General features: G+C 67.2%; 21 protein-coding genes. 11 read left to right on the forward strand and 10 right to left on the reverse strand.

Annotated features, from left to right (window positions below):
* Nucleotides 1–14 precede the first annotated feature (14 nt).
* Nucleotides 15–689, reverse strand: a complete 675-nt coding sequence (locus G6N67_RS25610) for a winged helix-turn-helix transcriptional regulator (protein WP_036427815.1) — start codon at nucleotides 687–689, stop codon at nucleotides 15–17.
* Nucleotides 690–841: 152 nt separating this feature from the next.
* Between G6N67_RS25610 and G6N67_RS25615 the strand changes: the two genes are divergently transcribed.
* Both G6N67_RS25615 and G6N67_RS25620 read left to right on the forward strand, forming a co-directional pair.
* Nucleotides 842–1,657: a class I SAM-dependent methyltransferase gene (locus tag G6N67_RS25615; protein ID WP_036427812.1), complete on the forward strand. Its 816-nt coding sequence runs from the start codon at nucleotides 842–844 to the stop codon at nucleotides 1,655–1,657.
* Between the two features lie 23 nt (nucleotides 1,658–1,680).
* The gene (locus G6N67_RS25620) at nucleotides 1,681–2,745 is read left to right on the forward strand and encodes a phosphotransferase family protein (protein ID WP_036427809.1); all 1,065 of its coding nucleotides are present in this window, start codon (nucleotides 1,681–1,683) and stop codon (nucleotides 2,743–2,745) included.
* Between the two features lie 77 nt (nucleotides 2,746–2,822).
* On the opposite strand, the gene G6N67_RS25625 is transcribed toward G6N67_RS25620, so the two are convergent.
* From G6N67_RS25625 to G6N67_RS25635, 3 genes are all read right to left on the reverse strand, one after another.
* On the reverse strand, nucleotides 2,823–3,584 hold the full coding sequence (locus tag G6N67_RS25625) for a sulfite exporter TauE/SafE family protein (RefSeq protein ID WP_036427807.1): 762 nt from the start codon (nucleotides 3,582–3,584) through the stop codon (nucleotides 2,823–2,825).
* Between the two features lie 86 nt (nucleotides 3,585–3,670).
* Nucleotides 3,671–4,639, reverse strand: coding sequence for an isopenicillin N synthase family dioxygenase (locus G6N67_RS25630; RefSeq protein WP_036427805.1), 969 nt, complete (start codon nucleotides 4,637–4,639; stop codon nucleotides 3,671–3,673).
* Nucleotides 4,640–4,672: 33 nt separating this feature from the next.
* A complete protein-coding gene (locus G6N67_RS25635) occupies nucleotides 4,673–5,797 on the reverse strand; it encodes a nitrate ABC transporter substrate-binding protein (protein WP_179976877.1) in 1,125 nt (374 codons plus the stop codon).
* 267 nt (nucleotides 5,798–6,064) lie between these two features.
* Between G6N67_RS25635 and G6N67_RS25640 the strand changes: the two genes are divergently transcribed.
* The 6 genes from G6N67_RS25640 (at nucleotide 6,065) to G6N67_RS25665 (ending at nucleotide 11,380) form a co-directional block, all read left to right on the forward strand.
* Nucleotides 6,065–6,883: an ABC transporter ATP-binding protein gene (locus G6N67_RS25640; protein ID WP_051578395.1), complete on the forward strand. Its 819-nt coding sequence runs from the start codon at nucleotides 6,065–6,067 to the stop codon at nucleotides 6,881–6,883.
* Between the two features lie 77 nt (nucleotides 6,884–6,960).
* Nucleotides 6,961–7,755, forward strand: coding sequence for an ABC transporter permease (locus G6N67_RS25645; RefSeq protein ID WP_230022072.1), 795 nt, complete (start codon nucleotides 6,961–6,963; stop codon nucleotides 7,753–7,755).
* 26 nt (nucleotides 7,756–7,781) lie between these two features.
* Nucleotides 7,782–8,843: an isopenicillin N synthase family dioxygenase gene (locus tag G6N67_RS25650; protein WP_036427798.1), complete on the forward strand. Its 1,062-nt coding sequence runs from the start codon at nucleotides 7,782–7,784 to the stop codon at nucleotides 8,841–8,843.
* Nucleotides 8,840–9,484 carry a GntR family transcriptional regulator gene (locus tag G6N67_RS25655; protein WP_036427797.1) on the forward strand — a complete coding sequence of 215 codons (645 nt, stop codon included), beginning with the start codon at nucleotides 8,840–8,842 and terminating at the stop codon, nucleotides 9,482–9,484. The genes G6N67_RS25650 and G6N67_RS25655 overlap by 4 nt, the downstream gene beginning before the upstream one ends.
* The gene (locus G6N67_RS25660; RefSeq protein ID WP_235684060.1) at nucleotides 9,481–10,743 is read left to right on the forward strand and encodes an amidohydrolase family protein; all 1,263 of its coding nucleotides are present in this window, start codon (nucleotides 9,481–9,483) and stop codon (nucleotides 10,741–10,743) included. Before G6N67_RS25655 ends, G6N67_RS25660 begins: the two co-directional genes overlap by 4 nt.
* Before the next feature lie 142 nt (nucleotides 10,744–10,885).
* The gene (locus G6N67_RS25665) at nucleotides 10,886–11,380 is read left to right on the forward strand and encodes a 2-isopropylmalate synthase (RefSeq protein WP_036427795.1); all 495 of its coding nucleotides are present in this window, start codon (nucleotides 10,886–10,888) and stop codon (nucleotides 11,378–11,380) included.
* 4 nt (nucleotides 11,381–11,384) lie between these two features.
* Here the strand turns inward: G6N67_RS25665 and G6N67_RS25670 are convergent, their stop codons facing one another.
* The 3 genes from G6N67_RS25670 to G6N67_RS25680 all read right to left on the reverse strand — a co-directional run bounded on the left by G6N67_RS25670 (nucleotide 11,385) and on the right by G6N67_RS25680 (nucleotide 14,203).
* The gene (locus tag G6N67_RS25670) at nucleotides 11,385–12,050 is read right to left on the reverse strand and encodes a nitroreductase (protein ID WP_179976878.1); all 666 of its coding nucleotides are present in this window, start codon (nucleotides 12,048–12,050) and stop codon (nucleotides 11,385–11,387) included.
* Nucleotides 12,051–12,154: 104 nt separating this feature from the next.
* On the reverse strand, nucleotides 12,155–12,619 hold the full coding sequence (locus G6N67_RS25675) for a MarR family winged helix-turn-helix transcriptional regulator (RefSeq protein ID WP_036434056.1): 465 nt from the start codon (nucleotides 12,617–12,619) through the stop codon (nucleotides 12,155–12,157).
* A gap of 102 nt (nucleotides 12,620–12,721) precedes the next feature.
* Nucleotides 12,722–14,203 carry a cytochrome P450 gene (locus G6N67_RS25680; protein WP_036434054.1) on the reverse strand — a complete coding sequence of 494 codons (1,482 nt, stop codon included), beginning with the start codon at nucleotides 14,201–14,203 and terminating at the stop codon, nucleotides 12,722–12,724.
* A gap of 118 nt (nucleotides 14,204–14,321) precedes the next feature.
* Between G6N67_RS25680 and G6N67_RS25685 the strand changes: the two genes are divergently transcribed.
* Both G6N67_RS25685 and G6N67_RS25690 read left to right on the forward strand, forming a co-directional pair.
* A complete protein-coding gene (locus G6N67_RS25685) occupies nucleotides 14,322–14,975 on the forward strand; it encodes a TetR/AcrR family transcriptional regulator (RefSeq protein ID WP_036427787.1) in 654 nt (217 codons plus the stop codon).
* A 32-nt stretch (nucleotides 14,976–15,007) separates the two neighbouring features.
* Nucleotides 15,008–15,871, forward strand: coding sequence for an SDR family oxidoreductase (locus tag G6N67_RS25690; protein ID WP_036427785.1), 864 nt, complete (start codon nucleotides 15,008–15,010; stop codon nucleotides 15,869–15,871).
* Here the strand turns inward: G6N67_RS25690 and G6N67_RS25695 are convergent.
* Genes G6N67_RS25695 through G6N67_RS25705 form a run of 3 tightly spaced genes read right to left on the reverse strand, consistent with a single transcriptional unit; the run spans nucleotide 15,868 to nucleotide 18,682 of the window.
* The gene (locus G6N67_RS25695) at nucleotides 15,868–17,010 is read right to left on the reverse strand and encodes an AAA family ATPase (RefSeq protein ID WP_036427783.1); all 1,143 of its coding nucleotides are present in this window, start codon (nucleotides 17,008–17,010) and stop codon (nucleotides 15,868–15,870) included. The genes G6N67_RS25690 and G6N67_RS25695 overlap by 4 nt on opposite strands.
* 9 nt (nucleotides 17,011–17,019) lie before the next feature.
* Nucleotides 17,020–18,072, reverse strand: a complete 1,053-nt coding sequence (locus tag G6N67_RS25700) for a DNA polymerase IV (RefSeq protein WP_036427781.1) — start codon at nucleotides 18,070–18,072, stop codon at nucleotides 17,020–17,022.
* Between the two features lie 4 nt (nucleotides 18,073–18,076).
* Nucleotides 18,077–18,682 (reverse strand): TetR/AcrR family transcriptional regulator, encoded by a 606-nt coding sequence (locus G6N67_RS25705; RefSeq protein WP_036427779.1) that lies wholly within the window; start codon nucleotides 18,680–18,682, stop codon nucleotides 18,077–18,079.
* 88 nt (nucleotides 18,683–18,770) lie between these two features.
* Here G6N67_RS25705 and G6N67_RS25710 point away from each other — a divergent pair, with 88 nt between their 5' ends.
* The gene (locus G6N67_RS25710; protein WP_036427777.1) at nucleotides 18,771–19,313 is read left to right on the forward strand and encodes an NADPH-dependent FMN reductase; all 543 of its coding nucleotides are present in this window, start codon (nucleotides 18,771–18,773) and stop codon (nucleotides 19,311–19,313) included.
* Nucleotides 19,314–19,316: the final 3 nt, after the last annotated feature.

The following is a 19,316-nucleotide window of genomic DNA, read 5'->3' on the forward strand; positions in this document are numbered from 1 at the left end:
CCTGAGGCCGCGTTTCACGCGGGCCGGGGGATGGCTGCCGACGCGCTCTGGCCCAGCCACTTCGGGATGGCGCGGCGCACCTCGGCAGGGCCGGACAACGCGACACTGCCGTCGAGCACAGCGTGAGCCCAGCCCACATCGCCCCGCCAGATGCGGGTCAGGGTGCGCAGACTGGTCTCGACCGTGCCCGTCACGTCATAGCCCGGATCGAAATCGCACACGTCGGCCTTGCCGTCGTCGACCACGAGCCACCAGCGCGAGGCCTTGGCGGGGACGCCGTCGAGGACGAACGCGACGGTGGTGCGCGTGCGCGGCCACGCGTCGATCGGGATGGTGCGCCGCATGTCCCACATCAGCAGGTGCGGATCCAGATCCTCCTCGCCGAGTTCGCCGATCCAGCGCACGCCCCACGCGCCGAGCGCCGTCACCACACCGGCCAGCTCCTGTCCACACGGCGTCAGGGAATATGTTGCGCGGCCGTCGATTTCGGTGCGTTCCAGCACGCCGGCGCGCGTCAGCGACTTCAACCGTTTGGACAACAGTGCCGGTGACATCTTCGGGACGCCGCGCCGCAGATCGTTGAAGTGGGTGCTGCCCAGCAGCAGTTCGCGGACCACCAGCAGGGTCCAGCGTTCGTCGAGCAGTTCCATGGCCTTGGCCACGGGACAGAACTGGCCGTACGTCGACATCGCGACACCTCCTGCGAGAAACGCTGTGCACAAGTACACCGCCTGAAGCGGCCGGAAGCCAGTACAGATTTTGAACCGGGACCAGTACAGATCTGGTACTGGATCGCCGCCCCGCCTCAGCGCGACGATTGGTCGAGCGAAAGGAGCCGTCGATGAATGCCGTGATTGCCGACCGAGAACTGGAGGCCAAACACCGCGCGCTGTGGGCGCTCGGTGACTACGGGGCCATCGCCGCCAGGATCGTGGCGCCCCTTGGCCCGATCCTGGTTGCGGCCACCGGTATCGGTCCCGCCGACCGTGTGCTGGACGTGGCCGCGGGCACCGGCAACGTCGCGATCCCGGCAGCGGCCGCCGGCGCGCGCGTGACGGCGAGCGACCTGTGCCCGGAACTGGTCGAGCAGGGCAGGCAGCTCGGTGCGGCACAGGGTCTTGCGCTGGACTGGGCCGAGGCCAACGCCGAGGCCCTGCCGTACGGTGACGACGAATTCGACGTCGTGGTCTCGTGCATCGGCGTCATGTTCGCGCCGCACCATCAGCAGGCCGCGGACGAACTGGTGCGGGTCACCCGTCCCGGCGGGCGCATCGGGCTGATCAGCTGGACGCCCGAAGGGTTCATCGGGCAGCTGTTCGCCACGATGAAGCCGTATGTGCCGCCGCCCCCGCCGGGAGTGTCGCCGCCACCGCTGTGGGGCAGCGACGACCATGTCCGTGGGCTGCTGGGCGGGCGCGTCACCGACCTCGTCGCCGAACGGCGTGCGCTGGACGTCGACATGTTCGGCGACGGCGCGGCCTTCCGGGACTACTTCAAGGCCAACTACGGGCCGACCATCTCGGCCTACCGGGCGATCGCCGGCGACCCCGAGCGGGTGGCCGCGCTCGATGCGGACATCGCCGCGCTGGGCGACCGCTTCCTGGACGGCGCATCGATGCGGTGGGAGTACCTGTTGGTGACGGCGCACAAACGCTGAACCGGGGCTGGCACGATGTCTGCATGCCCGAGGACGTGCAGCAGCTGCCGACGTTGAACGACACCGACCGCGCCGCGATCGAGCAATGGGTGCGTACCCAGCGGATCGGTTCGGCCGTCACCGATGTCACGCCGCTGACCGGTGGCACGCAGAACATCGTGGTGCGGGTGCATGTCGACGGCCGGCCCATGGTGTTGCGCCGCCCACCCCTGCATCCGCGGCCCACGAGCGACAAGACAATGCTGCGCGAGATCGCGGTGCTGCGCACGCTGGCCGGATCCACCGTCCCGCATCCGGGTTTCATCGCGGGGTGCGCCGACCTCGACGTAATCGGCGTGGTGTTCTACCTCATGGAAGAGGTCGACGGTTTCAACCCGGGTACCGAGGTGGCGCCGGCGTACGTGGCCGATCCGGGTCTGCGGCACGACGTCGGCCTGTCATATGCCGCGAGCCTGGCCGACCTGGGCAACGTCGCGTGGGAGAACAGCGAACTCGCTGCCATCCGGCCGCCGGGATCGTTTCTCGCCCGGCAGGTTCCGCAGTTTCTCAAGTTGTTGGAGAGCTACCGCCACGAGTCCTATTCGCCCGAGTCCCTGCCCGCGGTAACCGAATTGGCGCACTGGCTGGAGTCCAACCGACCGCCGGACAACGCGCCGGGCATCATGCACGGCGACGCACACCTCAACAACGTGCTGCTGCGGCGCGACACCCCGGAGTTGGCGGCCTTCATCGACTGGGAGATGTGCACGGTCGGCGATCCGCTGCTCGACCTGGGCTGGATGCTGGTGTGCTGGCCCGACGACCCCAACCCGATCAACGCCGGGTCGGCGCTCGCGCAGCTCGGCGGGCTCGCGCGGCGCTCCGAGTTGCTCGAGGCCTATTGCGGCGCGGGCGGTCGCGAGACCGCACAGCTGGACTGGTACGTGGCGCTGGCGTGTTTCAAACTCGGCATCGTCATCGAGGGCACGTGGTCGCGGTACCTGGCGGGGCGCGCCAGCCGGGAGGCCGGTGAGCAGTTGCACGCGTCGGCGGCCAACCTGATCGAGCTCGGCACCCGGGTGACCAAGGGCGACAACCCGTTCGGCTGAGTTCTCCCGCGAGCAGTCGCGCAGGTACCCGGGTAACCCGGTTACGGGGTACCTGCGCGTCTGCTCGCACTGAAAAGTCAGTAGGCGTCGAGCGCGAGCTTGACGGCCAGCGCGACCCCGGCCGCGCCGATCAGCACCCGCAGTGGCGTCGCCGGGGCGTGCCGCACGACGATCGGCCCCAGCCGTGACCCGATGAGACAGCCGAGCCCGAGCGGCACCACCGCGGGCCAGTACACGGGCGCCAGCGCCGTGAAGGCCACCGCGGCCACGGAGTTGGCGACGCCGAGGATCACGTTCTTGCCCGCGTTGGCATGGGCGAGCGTGGCGCCACCGGCGCGCAGCAGCAGCGCCAACAACAGCACACCGGCCGCCGCGCCGAAATAGCCGCCGTAGATCGTGATCGCAAAGATGGCCGCGGCTTCGAACGTGACCCGCACGATGTGCTCGCGGTGATCGGCCACGCGCGCTTCCCGGTGTTCCTTGCGCGGCAGCAGGATCGCGACCGAGGCCACCGCGAGCAGGATGGGCACGACCTTCTCGAAGCCTTCGGCAGGTGTACACAGCAGCAGGGCCGCGCCGACCGCGCCGCCGACCGCGGCCACCGGAATGATCCGCTTGATCCACTCGCCCTGGCCGGCAAGCTCGGGCCGCGAGCCCCACACGGACCCGATGCCGTTGAACACGACGGCGACGGTGTTGGTCACGTTCGCGGTCACCGGTGGCAAACCGATCAGGAGCAGCGCGGGATAGGTGGCCACCGACGCTAGCCCGGCGATGCTGCCGGTCAACCCGCCCGCGACCCCGGCGACCACGAGCAATGCGACGTCCCAGAAACTCATGCGGCGTGCCGGCCGGGGGTTGGCGGGGACGTGCACATCCCGACCACGCTACTTCCGCCGGCGAGCGCGGATGACGCCCGGGCCGGTTATTTCGCGAAGTTCGCCGTGATACGTTGCTGGAGATAGTCTTTCGCGCTGATCGGGGGGTACTTGCCGGCCGGCCCCGCGATCATCACCTCGCTGTTGGCCTGCGCGAAGAACGCGATGCTGTACCGCGCGCCACGGTGCTCGTCGCGGCCCGGGCTGCGAACGCGGTGAAAGTTCGACGGCAGCAGATCGTCGCTCCACCTCATCAACATGTCGCCGATGTTGCACGTGATCGCGTCGTCTGACGGCTCGATGGGTGTCCACTCCTGCTCGGCAGACTCCTTGCCAGGGCACACCTGCAATCCACCTTGTCCGGCCCGCTGGAACAGCAGTGTCAGGCAGTCGAAATCGGTATGCGCCCCGGCACGCCACATCCCGTCGAGGTCGGCGTCGGCCGGGATCGCGAAGTAGTGCAGCAGCCGCAGCGTGCTCTGGTAGCTCGGTGATGCCGGATCGTGTGCGTGCGTGAAGAACTCGCGCTCGAATCCCAGTTTCTCGGCGAACAGCGACAGCAGCTGCATCGCAAGAACCCAGCATCTGTGTTCGAAATCCAGCATGGTCTCCCTGAAGCCGGCCAACTCCTCGGCAGTCGGCCACAACCCGTCCATGTCCGACAAAGTGACCTGGTACGACTCCTTCTGATCTGGTGTCCCCACCGAGGGCCGGATCTGGGTCATGCTCTCCCAGCCCGAGTTGAAGCGCTTCGGCCGTCGTCCCTTGACCTCGTCGGGGAGTGCGAAGAACGACTCGGCCATCGCGAACGCGGCCCGCACCTGCGCAAGGTCGATGCCGTGGTCGACCACCTGGAAGAATCCGATGCCGGTGGCTGCCGCCCACAATTCGTCGGCGATCTCGGCTCGCCTGGTGTCGAGCTGGGCCAACGAGATGCGCCGGATCTCCCGCTCCCGCTCGGTGCCGAGACCGCCCATGCGGACTTCTCGTTGCAGTTCGGTCAGGTCGTAGGTCATGCGATGTGCCTCTTCCGGTTCGTGGGTTGGGTGTCAGCCGATGGCGATGGTTTTGTCGGTGAACTCGTTGGTGAACAGATCGGCGGCGGACATGTCGCTGGGTACGTCGTTGCCGGTCGTGGCCAGCACGGGGCGGAGGTCGTCGAGGTTGCGCTGTACGCGAGCTTCGTCGTAGACGCCGAACGCTCCGCTGTTCTCATTGGCCAGCAGACCTTTCCCGGTGAGCAGGTCGGCGCTGTAGTCGGCCTCGGCCTCGGTGTATGGCGAGTACGTGGGATCCTGGGCCACCACATCCACGATCTTCTTGTTGGTGGCTTCGGGGGCAGCGACGTAATCGACACCGGACTGCTGGATGATCGGAACCAGCCTGTGCAGGCAGGGCGCGAACTCCCGGAGCCGGTCTGCGCGGACCACGATGTTGGATGCGTAGATGTCGTAGCCGGCGTCCTTGATCAAGCCGTACGCCACGGGCTTGTTCCATGCCGGGGTGTCGAACTCATAGGTGTAGGGCTCGGAGTTGGCGAAGCCCTGCTGGGCGAGCGTCGGATCGCCGACGAAACGCGACGGTGCGCCGTCGTAGCTGGTGTCGATTTGTGATTGCTTCAGCAGTCCCTTGCCCACCATCCACTGCGGAAATATCTGGTCTTTCGACACGACCACGGTCGTGTCGGTCTTACCGATATCCGCGACCGACGACCATTGCGGATGGCTCACCGGATCCCACATCAGGATCGCGGGACTGTACTTCAACAGCGGCGTGACCCCGACGACGGGTTGCTTGGCCGCGGCCGCGATCAGCTGGTCGCCGTGGACGATGCCGAGCATCGCCGAATCATCGACATAGAGCTGGGAGGTCACCGACTGGAACCCGATGGCCGGGCCACCGGACTTCAGTGTCAGGTCGACACCGGTGGCTTTCCCGCCGGCCATGAGAGGCCCCGTGACCGACTTGTTTTCGGTATCGACCCGATAGCCGGGGCCGAGCATCGCGAAGACCGCACCCATGTCCGATTGCGGCTGCCACTGCAATTGGATCCCGATCTCGCGTGGGCAGACATCGGCGAGGTTCGGGCCGTCGGCGGATGCGGCGGACTGTGTTGGCTGGTCGGCATTGTCAGCCGTGTACGCGCATGCGGAGGTGAAGACAGCGGCCGCCATGGCAATGGCACCGGTGCGGCAGACGATCGACTTGAGCACGACTCTCCTCGGGGTTGGCAGTGGCGAAGCCACGCTCGCAACCATCGATTACATGCAGTCGGTTCTTTCGTTGCGGTCGCGTTACCGGTTCCGCCGAACGGCAGATGTCGGCGAAAAAGGCTGAGAAATCGCGTTGTTCGAGGCGCCTCTTACGCAGTTGTAACGCGGGGCAATCGACACGTCATGCATGTAACCAATGCTGGGGGAGCGCACGCGACATCCTGTTGCATGCAGATCGGAGACCCAGAAGTGCCCCCGAACCCCGTCCGGCAGTTGGCCGATCCGATGCGCACCGCCGACGCGAGCCGCCTCACCCACGGGCAGCGCGTTGTTTTCGCCGATGTCACCAAGAGCTATGCCACCGGCACCGTCGCGCTCGACCATGTCGATCTCGCGATCGAACACGGCGGCTTCGTCGCAGTCGTCGGGCCATCCGGTTGCGGCAAGTCGACCTTGTTACGGATGGCCGCGGGCCTGGAGCAGCCCACAACAGGCTCCGTCGCGCTCGACACCGACTCGGTCGGCTTCATCTTCCAGGAACCCACTCTGTTGCCGTGGCGCACCGTGCGCGCCAACGTCGAGTTGTGCGCAGAGCTCGGAGCATCGAGCCGATCGGAGACCAAACAGCGTGCTGCAGAGGCTATTTCGACGGTCGGGTTGGAGCAGTTCGCCGGCCAGTTACCGAGCGCGCTGTCCGGAGGCATGAAGATGCGGGTGTCGTTGGCGCGGGCTTTGACGCTTTCGCCACAGCTCATGCTGCTCGACGAGCCGTTCGGTGCGCTCGATGAGATGACCCGGTTGGACATGCAGGTCGAGCTGCAGCGGCTGTACACGCAGGAGGAGTTCACGGCGATGTTCGTCACCCATTCGGTTTCCGAGGCCGTCTACCTGGCCAAGCGGGTTGTGGTGATGACGGCGCGCCCCGGCCGCATCGCGAGCGTCATCGATGTCGACTTCCCTTATCCCAGGCCACCGGAACTGCGTTTCGACACTCGCTTCACCGAGTACGTGCAGCGCGTTTCCGGCATGCTGCACGGGCACGTGTGATGACCGCAACCGTGACCACGGCGGGTGCCCTGGCTCGCCGCAGCCTAACCGGGCCGGTGGCGTCGTCACGCGTTCGGATGGCACGGACCCGGAGCGTGGCCGGCGCGGTGGCATATCCGGTGCTGTCGCTGCTCGGCGCGTTGGTGGCCTGGTCGGCGGTGAGCTACGGAGTCCTTCCGCCGGAGCGGCGATTCCTGTTGCCGCCACCGATCGATGTCCTGCGCAACTCCCTGCTCGATCCGGCTTCTCTCGGGCCGATGCTGTCGGCATTGTCGGTCACCGCGCAGGTGACGGCCGTCGGTTTCGTCGTGGCTGTCGTCGTGGGCGTCGGCACCGGGATCCTGATGAGTCAGGCCCGTTGGATCGAGCGCGTGATCTACCCATATGCAGTGGTGATCCAGGTGATTCCGATCCTGGCGATCGTCCCGTTGATCGGGCTGTGGTTCGGCTACGGCATGGCGGCCCGAACCCTGGTCTGTGTTCTGATCGCGGTGTTTCCGATCGTCACCAACACCCATTTCGGAATCCGGTCGGTCGACGGGGGCTTGCACGAACTGTTCACGCTGTCGCGCGCGTCGCGCTGGGATCGTCTGACGAAACTCGAACTGCGCGCCGCGCTTCCGACCATCCTGACCGGTATCACCACCGCGTCCGGACTGGTGGTGGTGGGCGCGATCATCGGCGACATGTTCTTCGCCAAAGGACAGCCGGGCATCGGGACGCTGCTCGACGTTTATCGAGGCCGGCTGCAATCCGACGACCTGATCGCTGCGATCGTGCTCGCCTCGTTCTTCGGTGTCCTGGTGTTCGGTGCGATGCGGATCCTGGCCCGGTTCGCCGTCGGCAGCTGGCACGAATCCGGCCGGCCCTGATCAACTGACGGAGAAAGGAAACACCAATGGAAACACCAGCTTTCGAGGTTCCGGTGATCGATGTCTCGCCGTACGTCAAGGGTGGTGATGCGCATTCGGATGCCGACTGTGCCCGGGTGGCCCGAGCATTCGACGCCGCGTGCCGTGAACCCGGCTTCATGCAGATCGTGGGGCACGGCATCGACACTGCCGCGATCACCGAGCTCACGGATGCGCTAGACGAGTTCTTCGGCCTCCCGATCTCCGTCAAGAAGGGCTACCGCCGGGAGCCGGCCACCAATCGTGGCTACTCCCCGCCGAAAAGCGAATCGTTGAGCATGAGCCTGGGTATCGCCCCGGCCAACCAGATGAACGACTATTACGAGGCCTACACCGTGGGCACCGAGGCGGCCATGTTTCCGCAATTGGGTCTGCCCGAGCTCAGCTACGCGGCCAACAACTGGCCGGACGCGGCGCCCGGATTCCGGTCGGCCGTCAATCAATACTTCGTCCGCGCACAAGGGCTGGCCCGGGTTCTCATGACAGTGGTCACCGATGCGCTGCAGCTTCCGCCCGGATACTTCGACCCGATGATCGACCACTCGATCGAGGTGCTGAAGATGAACAACTTCGCTCTGCCCGAAGGGGATTCCGCGTTCTCCGGAGACCTCACCGGGATGGGCGCACACTCGGACTTCGGCATCTTGACGATACTGTGGGCCGATCGCGTGCCCGGCCTACAGGTGCTCGACCGCGACGGTGCCTGGCACGACGTGATGCCCGCCGACGGTGCCCTGTTGCTGAACCTGGGCGATGCCATGGCGCGGTGGACCAACGACCGGTGGATGTCGACGATTCACCGGGTCGATCCGCCCGTGCGTGACGGCCGCATCGAGCGCAGGCGCTCCGCGGCCTTCTTCTTCGACGGCAATCACGATGCGGTGCTCGAAGCGTTGCCCGGCACGCTGGCCCCGGGCGAGATCGGATACGAACCGATCACCGTGGCCGCCAACATCGCCATGAAGGTGGCAGGCCTGCGCACCGGCGTGGCGCCCGGGGCGACGCTGCGGGAAGCGGAACGCGTTGCGGCAGCGGGTGAGCCGCGGTGACGGCACCGCAGCGGACCCCCTTGAACGACTCGGTCCACGATGCACTGCAGGAGTTGATCTTCAGTGGCGAGCTCGCACCGGGCAGCGCGCTGAGCGTGCCCGCACTCGCGGCGCGGCTGGACGTCAGCCGTACTCCGGTGCGCGAAGCCGTCCAGCAGCTCATCTACGAGGGGCTGGCCACCCACACGCGCAACGCGGGCGCTCGGGTCGCCTCGCTGGACGCCGACGCCATCAAAGGCGTGTTCCAGGTGCGCGAGGTGCTCGACGGTCTGGCGGCGCACAGCGCGACGCTGAAGGCCGGTCGCGCGACCATCGAGCAGCTGGCAAAGATGGTGCAGGTTCAACGCGAGATGCTCGACGAGCTGCCCGACCAAGGCCGCGACGCTGCTCTTGACCTCCAGTTCCACACCCTCATTCGGGAGACGTCGGCCAACCGGTCGCTGTGCGAGGCGTTGGCGCGTCTCGACGGCCAGGCGCACCTCTACCGGTCGGACATGTGGGTTACCGAACTCAACCGACGGCTGGCCGTCACCGAGCACGAACGCATCGTGGCAGCCATCGAGGCAGGCGATGCAGAAGGAGCGCGGGCCGCCGCCTGCGCTCATGTCGCCGGGCTCTACGTCCGCACCTGTAGGTCATGACGGATATGAAGGACCAACTGCCGAAACAGGTTTCGTGGCTGCGCGGGGCCACGCTCGTCGACGGATCGGTCGTCGACGTGGAACTCGGCCGTGCTGACGGCCACGGGATCGTCACCAGGGTCATGCCTGCCGCTGCCGACCCTCCGGTCGACGACGCGACGGTGGACTTGACCGGATACGTCCTCATGACGGCCCCCGCCGAACCACACGCTCATCTGGACAAGGCGTTGTCCTGGGACGTGCTGCGCCCACCGCTCACCGACCTGCCGGGCGCGATCGCGAGCTGGAGAACAGGATCGGCGGCATTCGACGAAGACTCCTTCCGAGATCGGGCTGGCGCCGCGGCAATGGCCATGGTGCGCAACGGAACCACCGCCGTGCGTACCCATGTCGACATCCTGCCCACCGGAGACCCACTGCGCGGCGTGCGTGCCGTGGCCGCCGTCCGGGCACACCTGCATGACGTGATCGACATCGAGATCGTGGCGCTGCTCAAGGACTACTCGAGCGTCGAGCTGTTGTATGCCGCGCTCGATGCGGGCGCTGATCTGGTCGGCGGCTCGCCCCACGGCACGGCCGACCCGCAGGCCGAACTGGCGCGGCTCCTCGATGTCGCCGAGCGCCGCGGCGTCGGCGCCGACCTGCACACCGACGAGTTTCTGGTCGGTGACCACCACACCATCGCCGATTACGCCATGCGGGTCAGCGGCTGGCCCGAAGGCCGGATCCGCACCGCGAGCCACTGCACCCGGTTGGGCACGATGTCGCGGAGTGAGCTCGACGAGTTGCTGCCCCGCATCGCCGAGGCCGGCATGGGGGTGGTGACCAACCCGATCACCAATCTGTACCTGCAGGGGCGCAACCATCCGGTGGGCACGCCGCGCGGAATCACCGCCATCGCCGCGCTGCGTGAGGCCGGGGCGCCGGTCGCGGCCGGTGCCGACAATGTGCGGGATCCGTTCAATCCGTTGGGCCGCAGTGACGCGCTGGAGACCGCGGCACTGACGGTGATCGCCGGCCACGCTCATCCCGAGGTTGCCGTCGCGATGGTGACCGACGAAGCGCGTCGGGTGATGGGACTGCCCGCAGCCGGTCCGCGCATCGGCGCCCGCGCGGAGCTGCTGGCAGTGCGCGGGGCGGGACTGCTCGAGGTGCTCGCCACCGCCCCGGCCGATCGGGTGGCGATCCACGACGGCGCGGTGGTGTCGATCAGCGAAACCCGCACCTGGACGGCGAGTGCGAAGAAAGTGATTGCGTGATCGGCTGGGCAGCGTCTAGCATCGCCAACGTGCCGAGGCGACTCGTAGTAGCAACCCGCAGCGGGGTCTGATCTGGACCGACCCCTCGCTGTGGGTCGTCGCTACTCGTCGGTCAATTCCTCTGAGCAGAGAAGACCGGCACATGTTCACCTCATCGGCAACGCAAACCACCGACCAACCGTCGTTCGCGGCCAGCTTCACCGCGCCCTTGCCGCGGGGCCTCCGCGACGCGGGCCACTCGGCGTCCTGGGATTCGTTTCTTGCTGAGTACGCGCCGAGCACGGGCCCGCTGCGGCTCGGCCAGTGGCGTTGCACCGACGCCACACGTCCGGCGGGGCGCCTTGGGCCACAAGCGCGCAACTATCAGGCCACCTTGGCCATCGGCGACACTATCAGCACGTCGTCCGCGGCCGCCAGTGGCCCGGTCGCCGCGTTGACGGCGATGCTGCACGAGCGCGGCATCGCGGTCGAGACGACGTCGTTCCACCAATTGCCGACCGGTGGGCGGACCGCCACGTTCGTCAGAGGGTGCGACGGCGTGCGCGCCGAATGGGCGATGGGGCTGGCCGAGGATCCCGAGCAGTCGGCGTTGCGCGCGGTGATCGCGTGTGCGAACCGGCTGTTGACGGCAGCCTGAGCCGTTACGCGTCGACGAAGGTCACGGTCTCGCTCAGCGGCGCGCGGCCGGTCCGGATGTAGTCGACCGCGGGGTCTTCGTAGCCGATCGACATGCCGCAGAAGAGGATCTGGTTGTCGGGCGGTGAGAGAACGTCCGCGACGGTTTCGTGGACTTGCGACCACGCCATCTGCGGACAGCTGTGCAGCCCTTCGGCGCGCAGCAGCAGCATCACGGTCTGCAGATACATGCCGGCGTCCGCCCACTGCGCGGGCCCGAGGTTGCGGTCGATGTAGCAGAACAGCGCGGCAGGTGCACCGAAGCAGTCCCAGTTGGCGATCGCCGCCCGCTGTCGGGCTTCCCAGTCCTCGCGGGCGATGCCGAGCGCGCTGTAGCGTTCCTTGCCGAAGGCGGCCCGCCGATCCCGGTACGGGGACTGCATGTCGGCCGGGTACATATCGAATTGCCTTGAATCCCAGGCGATGCCGGACTCGACACGCTCGACGGCGCGCTTCTTGAGCTCGGCAAGCGGTGCGCCGGTCACGACGTAGATGTTCCACGGCTGGATGTTGGAGCCGGACGGCGCCCAGGCGGCCGCGGTCAATACGCGCTCCAGCACCTCTTTAGGGACGGGTCGGTCGGTGAAACCGCGCACGGCCCGCCGGCTGGTGACTGCGTCATAGACGTCCAACATGGCTCTCGCCTCCTGATGACTAAAAGTCACGTTCGTGACTGTATCATTCAATACGAATTTCGGTCACGATATTCCCGTGGCCGGGTCGGCACCGGTGTGGCCTACGCCTCAGGGTGTGGACTGAAGCGGATCAGCAGATCCTTCAGTTGCGCCACCTCGCCCGGCTCCAGCGTGGCCACCAGGCGCTGGGCCAGCGGCCCGGCCGCGACATGCGCGGCGTCGAAGAGCTCCATGCCCTTGCCGGTGATCTCGACCGCGCGCACCCGCCGGTCTCCCGGAACAGCCTTGCGCACGGCAAGACCTTTGCGCTCCAGGTCGTCGACGACCCGCATGATGGCGGCCTTGTCCGAGCCGGTCGCCTCGACCAGGGCGCGCTGTTCGGTCGGGCCGTGGTTGACGAGTTCCAGCAGCACCGCGAAATGTCGCATCTCGATGCCCAGCGGACGAAGCGCCTCCGACATCACGGCGGCCGCGTGCCAGTGCGCGCGACGCAGCAACAGTCCGAGTGCGAACGGCGATGCGTCGCCGGGCCGGTCGGTCGCGTGGGAGGGGGCCTCGCGGGTCATGACGCGACCGTAGACGCCTCGACCGCGGAACTGCATTCCCGGTTGTTGATGTGACGAAATGACGACCGGGAATGCAGTTCCGCGGGGCCGGGCGGGCGGCTTTCAGTGCAGCGGGCGCAGCACGATCGGCATGCCGTCGATCGGCACGGGCATGCCACCGTAGTCGTAGTGCGGCCGGTAGCCCTCGTGCGGCAGCTCGAGCCGGTAGCGGCGCAGCAGCCGGTGCATGACGGTCTTGATCTCGAGCTGACCGAACACCATGCCGATGCATTTGTGTGCACCGCCGCCGAACGGCGCGAATGCGTAGCGGTGCTTCTTGTGCTCGTTGCGGGGCTCGGCGAAGCGCTCGGGGTCGAAGCGCTCGGGGTCGGTCCACAGCTCGGGCAGCCGGTGGTTGATCGACGGCCACGTCACCACGTTGGTCCCGGCCGGGATGAAGTAGCCGAGCAGGTCGGTGTCGCGCACGGCCTGGCGGAAGTTGAACGGCAGCGGCGTCATCATCCGCAGCGCCTCGTTGATCACCAGGTCGTAGGTCTCGAGCTTGTCGAGCGCCTCGATGTCCAGCGGCGCGTCGCCGATCCGCTCGGACTCCTCACGCAGCTTGTCCTGCCACTCGGGATTGGCGGCGAGGTGATACGCCATGGTCGTCATGGTCGACGTCGACGTGTCATGGGCTGCCATCATGAGGAAGATCATGTGGCTGACGATCTGGTCGTCGGTGAAGCTCTGGCCGTCCTCGTCCTGTGCATGACACAGCACGCTGAACATGTCGGTGCTCTCGGAGCGGCGCTTGTCGCCGATCCGGCTGGAGAAGTAATCCTCGAGAGTCTTGCGGGCCTGGATTCCGCGCCACCAGGTGAGCGGCGGCACGGGCTTGCGCACGATCGCGTTGCCGGCCCGCGTGGTGGTGGTGAAGGCCTGGTTGATGGTCGTCACGAGCTCCCGGTCGGTGCCCGCGGCGTGGCCCATGAAGACCTCCGAGGCGATGTCGAGCGTCAGCTCCTTGATCGCGGGGTGGAAGAGGAAGCGCGGATCGTCGGCCACCCAGTCACCGGCCAGGACGCGCGTCGCGACCGAGTCGATGTGCGAGACATACCCGGTCAACCGGCTGCGCGTGAACGCCTCCTGCATGATCCGGCGGTGGAACATGTGCTCGTCGAAGTCGAGCAGCATCAGGCCACCTTCGAAGAACGGCCCGATCACCGGATCCCACGCGCGCTGCGAGAAGTCCTTGTTGCGGTTGGAGAACACCGCCTGGGTGGCGTCCGGGCCCAGGGCCATCACGGCCGACAGGGCCGGGGAGTCGGCGTAGTAGACGGGCCCGTGCTTGCGGTAGAGCTCAAGAATGAAGTCGGGGCCGCCGCGGAAGATCTCGATCATGTGGCCGATGACGGGCAGACCCGAGTCGCCGAGGATCGGCTTGAGGCCGCTGCCCGCCGGTGGCTCGGCAAACACGAACTGGTCCCACTGCTTGGCCTTGAGCCGCTTCTCCAGCGCTCCCATGCCGGGCAACGTGTTCGGCGTGGGTGTAAAACGCCTCTTTGCCTGGTCGAGGAGGTAATGCGGAGTGCTGATCGTGGCCATGTACCGCTCCTGGTGACTGAATCTGTGGTGGATGTCACCACCCATCGCCATCCTGACTGGCAGACTTGACGCATGTCAAGTTTTGTTCTGGCGTGCCGCGATGCAAAGGTTTAGTCCCATGACTGCCGAATCTGTACCGGAGGGCAGCAGCGCCGCCACACGGGAGCTGACGCCGCCGCAGGCGCGCCAGAGCCGGGGTGACCGGCAGCGCGAAGCCATCGTCAAAGCCGTGCGCGAACTGCTCGAACAGCAGTCGTTCGCGGACCTTTCGGTGAGCGCGATCAGTGAGCGCGCGGGCGTGGCCCGGTCGGGCTTCTACTTCTACTTCGACTCCAAGTACGCCGTGCTGGCCCTCATCGTGGCCGAGGCGATGGAGGAGCTCGACGAGCTGACCCACAACTTCGCGCCGCGTGAGCCCGACGAGTCGCCCGCCTCGTTCGCCAAGCGCATGGTGGGCAGCGCTGCGGCGGTGTTCGCCACCAACGACCCGATCATGTCGGCGTGCACGGTCGCACAGAACACCGACGCCCAGATCCGGGAGTTGATGAACGACTTCGAAGACGTGGTGATCGCCAAGATCGTCGGTCTCGTCGAGCAGGATCGAGGAGCGCGCCCGATCAGCGAGGACATCCCCGCGCTGGTGCGCACACTGACGTCGACCACCGCGATGACCCTGGCACACGACCCCGCGTTCATCGGACGCGGCGAGGATCCCCAGCGGGCCCGCGACATCCTCGAGCGGCTCTGGCTCAACGCGCTGTGGGGCGGATAAGCGGTACCGGCGGTTCAGGGTAGGGTCACCCCATGGCGCAGGGGAGCGACTTCCGGGGTAAGCGTTGTTTCGTCACCGGAGCAGCCAGCGGCATCGGCCGGGCCACGGCCCTGGCATTGGCCGCCCAGGGGGCCGAGCTGTTTCTCACCGACCGCGACCCCGACGGCCTCGACAAGACCGTCGCCGACGCCCGTGCGCTCGGCGCGCAGGTGCCCGCGCATCGCGTGCTGGACATCTCCGACTACGACCAGGTGGCCCAGTTCGCTGCCGACATCCACGCGAGCCATCCCGCGATGGATGTGGTGATGAACATCGCGGGCATCTCGGCCTGGGGCACGGTTGACCAGCTCACCCATCAACATTGGAAGTCGATGATCGACGTCAATCTGATGGGCCCGATCCACGTCATCGAGACGTTCGTGCCGCCGATGGTGGCGGCGCGCAAGGGCGGCAACCTCGTCAATGTGTCGTCGGCTGCCGGGATCGTGGCGCTGCCGTGGCACAGCGCCTACAGCGCCAGCAAGTACGGCCTGCGTGGGCTCAGTGAAGTGCTGCGCTTCGACCTGGCGCGCCATCGCATCGGGGTGTCGGTCGTGGTGCCGGGGGCGGTGAAAACCGGTCTGGTGCAGACGGTTCAGATCGCAGGCGTGGACCGCGACGATCCTCACGTGCAGAAGTGGGTGGACCGGTTCGCGGGCCATGCCGTTTCACCGGAGAAGGCCGCCGAGAAGATCCTCGCCGGCGTGCGCCGCAACAGGTTCTTGATCTACACCTCGGCCGACATCCGCGCGCTGTACGCGTTCAAGCGGGTCGCGTGGTGGCCCTATAGCGTGGCGATGCGACAGGTGAACGTGCTCTTCACCCGGGCGCTGCGACCAAAGGCGTTGCAGCGCTAGCGTTTACCCCAGTGCCAGGACGGGATGTCCAGCATGCCCTGCCCGGTGACCCTGGTCTCGCCCCATTGCTTGTACAGCTCGATCTCTGTGGCGCCGCCCAGGAAATCCAGCAACGCGTGGGAATGCGTGACCACCACCACCTGCGTGCGGGCGGCCGCCGCGGTGATCAGGCCCGCCAGCGGGCGCACGAGGTCGGGGTGCAGTGAGGTCTCCGGTTCGTTGAGAATCATCAGAGACGGCGGTTGCGGGCTCAGCAGCGCGGCCGCCCACAACAGGAATCTCAGTGTCCCATCGGACAGTTCGGCAGCGCGCAACGGCCGCAGCATGCCGCGCTGGCGCAGTTGCACATCGAACAACCCGTCGGTGACGGCAACCGAGACACCGGCCCCGTCGAAGGCCTCGGCGACGGCGCTCTCGAGGTCGCCTGCGCCGGTTTCGATGATGGTCTGCACGGCCGCGGCGAGATCCGATCCGTCGTCGGAGAGCACCGGGGTGCGGGTGCCGACCTGCGGTTGCCGGGCCGGCGCGTCGGCATCGACGCGGAACCCGTCGTAGAAGCGCCAGTCCCGCAGCCGGTCGGAGACCGCGGACAGTTCCGGCAGGGCATGCGGGTGCGCGTACTCGGCCAGCACGCTGCGGTAGGACGGCAGCGAGCGGCTCAACTCGTCGAATCCGCGGCCAGACTGGGCGGCGGCCTCGGCGTATTCATTGGCGCGCCGCACCAGCGTCGAGGCCGGGCGCAGCACCGGACCCGCGAACACCACCTCGCGTTTGATCTCGGGATCCCGCGCGAACGCCGTCGGCCCGATGCCGGCCATCTGCGGCAGGCCGAGGTCGACCAGATAACCGAAATCGTCAGCCGCAAAGCCGAGTTCGAGGGATATCACCCGCGTGCGGGTGGTGCCCTGAGCCTCGTCGGAGGGCTGCTCGGGGCCCGCCCACAGCACCGACTGCAGCCCGCCTTCGCGGGCCAGTGAGCCGATCACCTGGCCGCGTCCACAATCGGCCAGCAGCCGCAGCGCTCGGTAGATCGACGACTTGCCCGTGCCGTTCGCGCCGGTGACCACGGTGAGCTCGGTGAGCGGCAGGATCACCTCACGCAGGGACCGGTAGCCGCGGATGGCGATGGTCTGCAGCATGCCCCGAGCCTATTGGCCGGTACCGACAGCCGGGTCCATGGCCAGTTCCAGTCGCACGCCGAGCAGGCGGATCGGCCGGTCGAGTTCGAACTGGTCCAGTACGGCCAGCGCCGTTTCGGTGATGACGTCGGTGTCCGTGCTGGGCGCGCCGAGTTTGCGGATCTTGGTCCGGGTATAGAACGTATTGGTGCGCACGGTCACCGCGACGCGGGTCACGATGCGGCCCTGCTCGACCACCTCGTCGCGCGTGCGATGGGCCAGTTCGCGTACCGCCGAATCGATTTCGCCGCGGTCGGTGAGGTCGTGGGCGAACGTGACGACGTGGCTGCGGGAGCGGGGCACCCAGGGCTCGGCACTGACCTCGGTGTCACCGCCGCCCTTGGCCAGCAGCAGGATCCACAGGCCCGTGCTGGGCCCGAAGGCCGAGGTCAGCACAGCGGCGTCGGTCGCGGCCAACTCGGCTACCGTGGTGATCCCAAGGCCGGCAAGCTTTTTCGTGGTCTTGGGTCCGACGCCCCAGAGCGCGTCGGGCGGCCGGTCTCCCATGACGGTCATCCAGTTGGCCTCGGTCAGCACGTAGATGCCCGCCGGTTTGGCCATGCCGGTCGCGACCTTGGCGCGTTGTTTGTTGTCGCTGATGCCGACCGAGCACGAGAGCCCCGTTTCGGCGGCCACGACGGTGCGGATCCGTTCGGCGAGCTCCATCGGGTCTACCGAGGCGTCCGTACCGAGGTAGGCCTCGTCCCAGCCCCACACCTCCAGTGGGTGGCCGAGGTCGCGCAGCAGACCCATGACCTGTTCGGAGGCTTCGTCATACGCCGCCGGATCCGACGGCAGGAATGTGGCGTCGGGGCATTTGCGGGCTGCGGTGCGCAGCGGCATACCGGCGTGCACTCCGAACTCCCTGGCTTCGTACGACGCGCACGTGACCACCTTGCGAGGCTCGGTGGGGTCACCGCTGCCGCCGACGATCACCGGAAGACCGACGAGTTCGGGGTGGCGGCGCAGCTCCACCGAGGCCAGGAACTGATCCAGGTCGACGTGCAGAACCCAATCGCTCATCGCGCTAGGTGCCACACAGCTTGCGGGCGGTGTCCTGCCAGGCCGTGGCCAATTCGTCGAGCGTGCGGCCGTGGTCGGTGAGTTGATGTGCTACGTAATCCACGTCGAGCAGTGCGATGAGGGCGTCTGCCTGGGCATCGAGATCACCGGTGGTTCCGGCGGTTTCGAGCAGCATCCGCACGTGTGAGCGATGTAAGGGGAACGGGTCGGCGAACCGCATCTGTGGATCGCGGGCCGCGTCGGACAGCAGCGCGTGGTGGCGGTGGACGAAGCGGAGCCGTTCGCGGCCGTAGGCCAGTAGCCGCTCCAGTGGGGGAGCGCCGGGCCCGAACGGCGGCGGGCCGAACATGAATGCCTGCTGCTGGGCTTTCTCGTCTTCGTCGAGCAGCACCATCATGAGGCCGGCGCGGCTGCCGAAACGGCGGAACAACGTGCCCTTGCCCACGCCGGCGGCAACCGCGATATCGTCGGTGCTGACCGCATCGGGTCCGCGTTCAGCGATCAGGCGGCGCGCCGCATCGAGGATCAACATCCGGTTGCGGGCGGCGTCACCGCGCTCCTGCGGCGCCGCGTCGGTGACCACGAGCCTGGTCGGGTCGCAGGCTTTCACCCTTGCACTTTAACTCAGGCGGAATTAAACGGACTATGGTCCGGTTGAAAGCTGCGAAGATCTTGTCCGACGAAGGGAAAATGCAACGATGGCCGATATCAAGGTTCTGGTGCTGGTGGGAAGCCTCCGCGCGGCGTCCATCAACCGTCAGCTCGCCGAACTCGCCGTGGAATCGGCGCCGGAGGGAGTGGACCTGCGAGTCTTCGACCGGCTGGGCGAGCTGCCGTTCTACAACGAGGACATCGACACTGCCGACGTCGACGAGCCGGTCAGTGCGCTGCGGACAGCTGCGGCGGGAGCCGACGCCGCACTGGTGATCACGCCCGAATACAACGGCAGCATCCCGGGCGTGCTGAAGAACGCGATCGACTGGTTGTCGCGGCCGTACGGCAACGGCGCACTCAAGGACAAGCCGGTCGCGGTGATCGGTGCGGCGCTCGGCCAGTACGGCGGCGTGTGGGCGCACGACGAAACCCGTAAGTCGTTCGGCATCGCCGGGCCGCGCGTGGTCGAGGATCTCAAGCTCTCGATCCCGGCCAAGGCGTTCGACGGCAAGCACCCGCGGGAGAACGCCGAGATCGTCGACAACCTGCGGGACGTGGTGGGCAAGCTGGCCGCAGAGGTCGGCTGAGCT

Origin of the sequence: Mycolicibacterium mageritense (genome assembly GCF_010727475.1) — a bacterium.
GTDB classification, from domain to species: Bacteria; Actinomycetota; Actinomycetes; order Mycobacteriales; family Mycobacteriaceae; genus Mycobacterium; species Mycobacterium mageritense.

What these genes read in the sequence shown, in the direction of transcription:
- G6N67_RS25625 (WP_036427807.1), bottom strand. Translation starts at nt 3,584, where the DNA reads ATGAGTTTCTGGGACGTCGCATTGCTCGTGGTCGCCGGGGTCGCGGGC.
- G6N67_RS25630 (WP_036427805.1), bottom strand. Translation starts at nt 4,639, where the DNA reads ATGACCTACGACCTGACCGAACTGCAACGAGAAGTCCGCATGGGCGGT.
- G6N67_RS25690 (WP_036427785.1), top strand. Translation starts at nt 15,008, where the DNA reads ATGGCGCAGGGGAGCGACTTCCGGGGTAAGCGTTGTTTCGTCACCGGA.
- G6N67_RS25615 (WP_036427812.1), top strand. Translation starts at nt 842, where the DNA reads ATGAATGCCGTGATTGCCGACCGAGAACTGGAGGCCAAACACCGCGCG.
- G6N67_RS25665 (WP_036427795.1), top strand. Translation starts at nt 10,886, where the DNA reads ATGTTCACCTCATCGGCAACGCAAACCACCGACCAACCGTCGTTCGCG.
- G6N67_RS25645 (WP_230022072.1), top strand. Translation starts at nt 6,961, where the DNA reads ATGGCACGGACCCGGAGCGTGGCCGGCGCGGTGGCATATCCGGTGCTG.
- G6N67_RS25675 (WP_036434056.1), bottom strand. Translation starts at nt 12,619, where the DNA reads ATGACCCGCGAGGCCCCCTCCCACGCGACCGACCGGCCCGGCGACGCA.
- G6N67_RS25610 (WP_036427815.1), bottom strand. Translation starts at nt 689, where the DNA reads ATGTCGACGTACGGCCAGTTCTGTCCCGTGGCCAAGGCCATGGAACTG.
- G6N67_RS25620 (WP_036427809.1), top strand. Translation starts at nt 1,681, where the DNA reads ATGCCCGAGGACGTGCAGCAGCTGCCGACGTTGAACGACACCGACCGC.
- G6N67_RS25680 (WP_036434054.1), bottom strand. Translation starts at nt 14,203, where the DNA reads ATGGCCACGATCAGCACTCCGCATTACCTCCTCGACCAGGCAAAGAGG.
- G6N67_RS25650 (WP_036427798.1), top strand. Translation starts at nt 7,782, where the DNA reads ATGGAAACACCAGCTTTCGAGGTTCCGGTGATCGATGTCTCGCCGTAC.
- G6N67_RS25700 (WP_036427781.1), bottom strand. Translation starts at nt 18,072, where the DNA reads ATGAGCGATTGGGTTCTGCACGTCGACCTGGATCAGTTCCTGGCCTCG.
- G6N67_RS25695 (WP_036427783.1), bottom strand. Translation starts at nt 17,010, where the DNA reads ATGCTGCAGACCATCGCCATCCGCGGCTACCGGTCCCTGCGTGAGGTG.
- G6N67_RS25685 (WP_036427787.1), top strand. Translation starts at nt 14,322, where the DNA reads ATGACTGCCGAATCTGTACCGGAGGGCAGCAGCGCCGCCACACGGGAG.
- G6N67_RS25660 (WP_235684060.1), top strand. Translation starts at nt 9,481, where the DNA reads ATGACGGATATGAAGGACCAACTGCCGAAACAGGTTTCGTGGCTGCGC.
- G6N67_RS25635 (WP_179976877.1), bottom strand. Translation starts at nt 5,797, where the DNA reads ATGGCGGCCGCTGTCTTCACCTCCGCATGCGCGTACACGGCTGACAAT.
- G6N67_RS25640 (WP_051578395.1), top strand. Translation starts at nt 6,065, where the DNA reads ATGCAGATCGGAGACCCAGAAGTGCCCCCGAACCCCGTCCGGCAGTTG.
- G6N67_RS25710 (WP_036427777.1), top strand. Translation starts at nt 18,771, where the DNA reads ATGGCCGATATCAAGGTTCTGGTGCTGGTGGGAAGCCTCCGCGCGGCG.